Below are 6,729 nucleotides of genomic sequence, written 5' to 3'. Positions count from 1 at the left end.
GCCCAATAAAATTGGGCGTCTGCAATGGCGTTCCGCCGCAAAGCCTGTTCCAGGCTGGGGAAACTAAGTTCGGTAGCCCGGCACGGGCTTTGCGGCTGAGGGACGAAGCCATTGCAGACGCCGGTTTCAACCGGCGGCGATCATGTAGCCCTGACTGCGTACCGTGCGGATCAGGGCGACCGGAAAGTCCCGGTCTATCTTGGTGCGCAGATAGCTCACATAGACATCCAGCACGTTATCGCTAGCCCGGCTCTCCCCCAGCCAGACATGCTCTAGAATCTCCTCACGAGAAACCACTCGTCCCGCACGGCGCATGAGTAGCTCCAGAAGCGTGTACTCGGTGGCCGAGAGCCGGATCACCTTTCCAGCCCGCTCCGCGCAACGGGTATTTGTGTCGAGGGAGAGATCGGCAATGCGCAGCGGGCTACGATCTAGCACCACCCGTCGCAGAAGAGCGCGAACCTGCGCCTGTACCCTTTCGTCGTCACTCTCCTCTGGCAACGCACAATCCGCACCCGCATCAAGGCCAGTCGTGAGCGTTTCTGGGGAGCACAAGAGGAGAATAGGAGCAGTAACGTGCGCCTCACGCAGTGCGCTACAGACGGACAAACCAGAGAGGACAGGCAGTGGTTCCACCAAGACAATCAGCTCAACACCACTCTGCTGCGAAAGTTCAAAAGCCTTCAGACCATCCGTCACCACCAGAACCTGTGTCCCTAGTTCCTTCAAAGAAGACACTAGAGAGCTAGATGCTCTCTCGGGCGGACATGCAATCACCATCATATTAGCTGTAAATTTCATCACATAGACTAAAGCGACTTTAACATTCTGACAGTTCCCCAAATCAAATAATATCTTTCACAAGCACGAGCTATATCTGCCTTTGGAGCACTTCCGCAATCAGTTTCCCTAGCACCCAAATAATGCTAATAATACTAATAATGACAACAATCCCTATACCTAAAGGCAAAAAGCGCTGCCCTGAAAAGACAGTACTCCGTTTCGTCCATGACTTTAAGGAACGCTCAGCTTGCTCAATATTCATCTGGACTCCATACTCTACGAATACTTGCCATGCCTGCTCCATATCCGTTCGTGCCAGCTCATCTAGCCCGGATTCTTTCTCAAGAAGTGCCCTATTGAAGAGTGTTGTTGCCCAATCAACGGGAAACCGGGTCGCTGTTCTAACTCGCAGTGCAGCCTCGTAGCAGGCCATCGCGGCCCGAAGGTTCGTCAGGCGATTCCCCGAGAGTAAGTTGCTATACGCAGTGCCAAGACAATCCTGTGTCAGAGCCCACTCGGTTGGGAACTGCTCCTCGGTATAGATTTCCAGTGCGGATTCGAAGCAGACAATCGCAAGACGAACATTGGCATCGCGATTATGAGATGCCAGTTCGTTGTACACACTGCCCAGCTTATTTTGTGTTAGTGCCCAGTCTATTGGGAACTGCTCGTGTGTGTAGACCTTCAGTGCGCACTCGAAGCAGGCGATAGCGGCACGCAGATTTGTGTCACGATCCCCTGAGGGTAGTTTCCGGAGGGCCTCGCCTAGATTGTTCTGTATCATTGCCCAGTCCATTGGGAAGCGCTCCTCGGTCCGAACACCCAGTGCCGCCTGAAAAAACCTTATCGCCGCACGAAGATTCGCATCACGATCCCCTGAGGGCAAGTTACAGTAAGCGAGCCCTAGGTTATTTTGCGTCATGGCCCAATCCAGTAGGAAACGTTCCTCGGTATAGACCGTGAGAGCAGACTCGTAGCAATCAATAGCGGCCCGTACATTCGTGTCGCGATCCCCAGAGGACAGATTACGGTAGGCTAGGCCCAGGTTGTTCTGCGTCATAGCCCAGTCTTTGGGGTACCGCTCCCTCGTATAGACACGCAGGGCAGCCTCATAGCAAACCGTCGCAGCCCGGAGGTTTGTCTCGCGATTACCGGAGGGTAAGTGGGTATACGCCATGCCGAGTGTGTTCTGGAGCGTTGCTTGCCACTGGTCGGCATTATCGCGCAGTGCAAACTCAGGAATCTGTGTGAGGGTGTTCGTGGCTTCAACCAAACCAATGAAGTCCGTCATCTTGCCGTGTTTGAGAGCAACGGCACTGAGCTGCTGAAAGTGCATTGCCGCCTTGAAGTCTTTTGCACGCACGGCATAGTGGTGTGCTTGCAGTAAATTCTCCCATTCTTTCAGGAGGATCTGGACTTGTTCCGGAGGAGGGCAATTTCCATCGTCGGGCAGAATATCTCGGTAGACCCGGACAAATCGTGCGGCCAGCAAGGCATGGTCGGTGCGCTCTTCCAGACGCGTTCTGGCATAGCGAAGAATGCTGGGATGCAGAGCGAAATCCCCTGTGACGGCATCAATTTGGACGAGTCCGGCATGACCAAGCCGAGTGAGGGAGCTTAAGACAGCCCCCTTCTCATTTTCCGCGATGCGGGTGAGACTGGAAAGCCCACTTCGCGCGGCAAACAGACCACAGAGTCGCAACGTTTCCTGGTCTGCCTTCGGTAAATTGCGCCACGTCATGCTCAGGCAACGCGGGAACACATCCTCATCGCCCGTCGCACTCTCATCGCCCGTCGCACTAGACTCAGCTAAAGACTCAGCGATCTCCGGAAGTGTTTCCGTCGCAGCTTGCGCGGCGACAAGCTCGATGGCGAGTGGCAGAGAGTTCGTCAGCGCAAGAACCGCCTCAAAAGGCTGGCGTGGCTCCGGCACACGCCAGCCCTTTATTTTCCACCGCACCGTTTCGATAAAAAGCAGCTCCGCCTCGTCCGGCTCCATTCCTTGCTGGAGCGATATCTCTCGGGCCCGCTCCGGAAGCGCCGCTGTACTGGCTGTACTCCTTGAGGTAAGAAGCACCCGTACTTTACCGGGCCGCACGAGATCTTCGATAAAATTTCGTACTGCCGCACTCACCACCAGCTCATCGTGATCCAGAACCAGGATGGCCTCAGTACGCGCCGCCCATGCCAGCACTCCCGCGGGATCACGATCCGCATTGTTTAGCCCAATTCGTTCCCCGATCCTACTCGCCACAACATCCAGGCGGGCCGCCACCGGCGTATTAAACGCGACAAAGTAAACGCTTTGATTTAGCATCCCGGCGAGATCCACCGCACAGCGCACTGCCAGCCGTGTCTTGCCAGCACCACTGGCCCCCAGGAGGGCAACTATCCGCCCCGCCGTGGCGTCCTCCGACAGGAGCGCCTGCAGGACCTCGTTCTCTTTGCTCCTGCGCACCACATACTGCCCTTGTGCGCCTGTAAAGCACCCAGCCAATAAAAAAAAGCGTGCCCCCGGCTCTTTAGGTGTGCGCCCTGGATAGAGCAGCTCGTGAAGATCCTCAGCAGGAGCCCCCTTGATCAGCCTTCGGTTCGGCCAGCCGTGCAGGGCGAGCGGTGGTTCCGCCGTGCCACAGAGCACCGCCTTTGCCGTCTCCGAGAGCAGTACCTGTCCGCCCTCTGCCAGCCATGCAATGCGCGAGGCAAGGCTTAGGTCTTCAGAGCGCGTAGAAGGGCTGTCGGGCAACCCATGAATCCCAATTCTCACCGATGAGCGGCTCGCTTGTATGAGCATCCGCTGCTGGAAATCCGCCGCCAGCTCGCTGGCATCCTGTGTGCGCTCAAAGGCCGCGATCACGACTGCACCCGTGTGTGAATACACTTGCCCGCCGTACTGTCGGATCATCGTCTGCAGGAGCACTGACTGCCCTGCATCGTCGGGCTGCTCTTCCGAGTCGGCGTACAAAATCACGCGGTGCCCACTGGGCCACTCTGCCACGTTACTTGCTAAAATTTTGGGATTCGGCTGCATCACTTCTCCTATTGTGAGAATCTTAGCAAAAAACAAAAGCCCTCCCACAGTTTTGTATGGGAAGGCTGAGCGGGTGCGAGGAAGCGGGTGTATTGGTGCGCTACACCACCAGCACGATCTTTCCCAGCTTGCCGGGTGCCATTACTGCGATTTGAGCCGCCGCTGCGCTCGGCAGCGCGAACTCCTGCCCAATCACGGGGCGCAGTGTCCCGTTTTCCAGCCCCGCATAGAGCGCGGCATGAATACTTTGCAGCTCCGTAGGCGGCACATTGAAGAGTGTCATGCCTAGAATTGCGGCGTCGCGGCTCATTGTCTCACGTGGGTTGATCTCGACGGTTCCGCGATTGCCAATGATGACCACGCGTCCGTAGCGATTCAGCACCGTTAAATCACGAGCAAGGTTCACGTTGGCGAGCATCTCGATAATCACATCGAAGCTCTGTCCCTCTAGGTAGCCCTCTTGCGTGTGATCCAGCGCCGTGTGTGCGCCCTCACGTTGAATCAGCGCTCTGCCCTCAGGCGTACTCGCCGTGCCCGTGACATGCAAACCCATCGCCCGCGCGAGCTGACAAGTCGCAATCCCGACACCACCCGATGCGCCGTGTACGAGCACGCGCTCCCCGGCCTTGCACTGTGCCCGCCCGACCAGTGCCCGGTAGGCAGTGGCGTAGGGAACATTGATCCCCGCCGCTTGTGTAAACGAGATTGCATCGGGCAATGGGAAAACTAAGCTGGCATCGGCGAGGCATTTTTCGGCATAGGCTCCGGTTTTTACCCCGGCGGCATAGACCCGCTGCCCGAGCGACACGCCCGCGACTCCCGTGCCCACAGCTTCAACCACTCCGGCGGGATCGAGGCCGGGCGTAAAGGGCAGCGGTCGGTCGCCATAAATACCCGCACGAATGTAGGTATCCACGGGGTTGACTCCACTCGCCTTAACAGCAATCAAAACCTCACCCGGCCCTAGCGTGGGAGCAGGGATCTCGTCGAGCTGAAGCACTTCAGGGCCACCAAACTGATGAAAACGTATCGCTTGCATCTACTTGATCAGTCCCCAGCCCATCATGCGCCCGAGAATATCGTGGATCACTTTCGCGGGCGAGCCCATCGCGTCCACCCGCTCGATCTTTTCTGGGGCGTAGAAGTTCAGCACCGGGCGTGTCTCGTCGGTATAGACCTGCCAGCGGTGGCGAATCACGTCCTCGGAGGCGTCATCGAAGCGGTTATCACGGAGCGCACGGCGGCGCAGGCGAGCCATCATCTCGGCTTCGTCGGTGCAGACCAGGTGAAAGACACGCTCCACCTGAATGTACTCCTCCATGAGCTTTGCCTGCTCCAGGTTACGCGGGATTCCATCGAGAATCAGTAGATCCAAGTCCGGGCGGTAGCGGTGCGTGTCTACTTGGGCATTACAGGTCACCTTCCAGAGCTTCACCGTGGACTCATCGGGCACCAGCTCCCCGCGCGAGGAGTAGTCGGCGAAGATCTTCCCTAGATCCGTCGAGAGATCCAGCGTGCGAAATGTGTCGCCGCAGGCCATGTGAAAGAAGCCCGGCACGGCTCCTAGAACCTTTCCAATCGTGCCCTTCCCGGAGCCAGGACGACCAAAAAGCAAAATAGTACGGTAGCGTTGTGGCATAACGCGGGCATTGTACCCTCTATTACAAAAAAAGAGCCTGACCACTTGGTCAGGCTCTCTGTGAGTATCACAACACTCTACCTAATAAATGTTGAACCGAATGTACTCGATATCGAAGCGCACATGGGCAACAGGCAAGGTAGAGGCTCTTTGCAACACATTCCCATCTTCCATAGGAACGCCGTTGACATAGGGAGCTTTCTCCATTGCTGTGCCAATATTCAGACTCTTTGCATGTCCATCGAGGAAGACAAAGTTGGCATTCCCTTTGAAGGGAACGTTGCGGACTCGATCTGCGGGGGCGCCAAGGGGCCGTGTCTCACTCGTCTGGTGCCGGAACTGGGGTAGGAGCCCCGGCTGATTGAACCCAGCAGACGCATTTTCGCGTGGATCATAGGCCATCATCGCCCAGCCCGCCTCGGCGGACGCAGTACCCGGTAAAATTCCTGTCTCACCAATACAGATAGTATCCGCTGGCTTGTTGATTGCGGCGAGCGCGTAGCCTGATGCGACATGGAGTGCGGCTCCTGTTACACCACCCGACGCCCCGTGAAGTGCATAGTTCCAACCATAGCCTCCTTTATCTTGTTGGCCAAGCCGTAACGTCGCTCCAGGACAACCACTATCTGCAGGCGCAGTATAATTACTAATAGTTGCTCTCCACGGCGCACTTGCAAGATTTGGACAAGTAAAGATCTGCTCATTTTTCACGTAGGGAAAAATCTGCCACTGCCAGCGACCACGACATTGAGCGTTGTAACCGGCAACGGGAAGAGTCTCGTCGTAGTCCTGAGCGTACATATAAACTCCCAGGGCAAGCTGCTTCGTATTGGAAAGGCAAGCCGTCTGGCGGGCCTTCTCACGGGCTTGGGCAAAAACGGGGAAGAGAATGGCGGCGAGAATCGCGATGATCGCGATCACGACAAGAAGTTCGATAAGGGTAAAAGCTCGACGTTGCATTTATTGATTTCCTCAACAATAAGGGAACTCTTCCCACCATGGGAAGGTAGTGTATTTTATCATTAAATCAATCACTTCGGAACCAGTGCTCGCTCCAGCAACGCAAGTGCTGTCTCCAGGGGCTGATCCGCCAGATCTATCACGATGCCATCCCAGCGGACGGTCGCTTCCGGGTCGTTGAGCTTCTGGAGTTCTTTGCCAAGCACTCCCGTGAACTGATCCGGCTCATCGAAGCCCGCGAAGTCGCTGGCATCGCCGAACAGGGCGGGCTGGGAGAATATAGTGCTGTAGGAGAATATTTTCAGGGCCGGGCGGA

General features: G+C 56.5%; 6 protein-coding genes. All 6 read right to left on the bottom strand.

The features are described 5' to 3' along the window. Positions 1 to 126 precede the first annotated feature (126 nt). Positions 127 to 738: a response regulator transcription factor gene (locus ACH2EH_RS01545; RefSeq protein WP_395138160.1), complete on the bottom strand. Its 612-nt coding sequence runs from the start codon at positions 736 to 738 to the stop codon at positions 127 to 129. A gap of 133 nt (positions 739 to 871) precedes the next feature. Beyond that, complete coding sequence (locus ACH2EH_RS01540) at positions 872 to 3,814, bottom strand: hypothetical protein (protein ID WP_395138158.1); 2,943 nt, start codon at positions 3,812 to 3,814, stop codon at positions 872 to 874. A 100-nt stretch (positions 3,815 to 3,914) separates the two neighbouring features. Next, on the bottom strand, positions 3,915 to 4,853 hold the full coding sequence (locus ACH2EH_RS01535) for an NADPH:quinone reductase (RefSeq protein WP_395138157.1): 939 nt from the start codon (positions 4,851 to 4,853) through the stop codon (positions 3,915 to 3,917). Continuing rightward, on the bottom strand, positions 4,854 to 5,453 hold the full coding sequence (locus ACH2EH_RS01530) for an adenylate kinase family protein (RefSeq protein ID WP_395138154.1): 600 nt from the start codon (positions 5,451 to 5,453) through the stop codon (positions 4,854 to 4,856). It abuts the gene before it with no gap. 81 nt (positions 5,454 to 5,534) lie between these two features. After that, positions 5,535 to 6,413, bottom strand: coding sequence for a DUF1559 domain-containing protein (locus tag ACH2EH_RS01525; RefSeq protein ID WP_395138150.1), 879 nt, complete (start codon positions 6,411 to 6,413; stop codon positions 5,535 to 5,537). A 71-nt stretch (positions 6,414 to 6,484) separates the two neighbouring features. Continuing rightward, a partial coding sequence (locus tag ACH2EH_RS01520) for a hypothetical protein (RefSeq protein ID WP_395138148.1) occupies positions 6,485 to 6,729 on the bottom strand: 245 nt, incomplete at its 5' end.

The sequence above is a fragment of the Armatimonas sp. genome, from assembly GCF_043760365.1.
In the GTDB taxonomy this organism is placed as follows: Bacteria; Armatimonadota; Armatimonadia; order Armatimonadales; family Armatimonadaceae; genus Armatimonas.
Note: the sequence above shows the minus strand (reverse complement) of the source record. Positions and strands in the feature narration are given on the sequence as shown.

Excerpts from the sequence above, each read along its gene's own strand:
- ACH2EH_RS01540 (WP_395138158.1), bottom strand. The coding sequence starts at position 3,814 with ATGCAGCCGAATCCCAAAATTTTAGCAAGTAACGTGGCAGAGTGGCCC.
- ACH2EH_RS01535 (WP_395138157.1), bottom strand. The coding sequence starts at position 4,853 with ATGCAAGCGATACGTTTTCATCAGTTTGGTGGCCCTGAAGTGCTTCAG.
- ACH2EH_RS01530 (WP_395138154.1), bottom strand. The coding sequence starts at position 5,453 with ATGCCACAACGCTACCGTACTATTTTGCTTTTTGGTCGTCCTGGCTCC.
- ACH2EH_RS01525 (WP_395138150.1), bottom strand. The coding sequence starts at position 6,413 with ATGCAACGTCGAGCTTTTACCCTTATCGAACTTCTTGTCGTGATCGCG.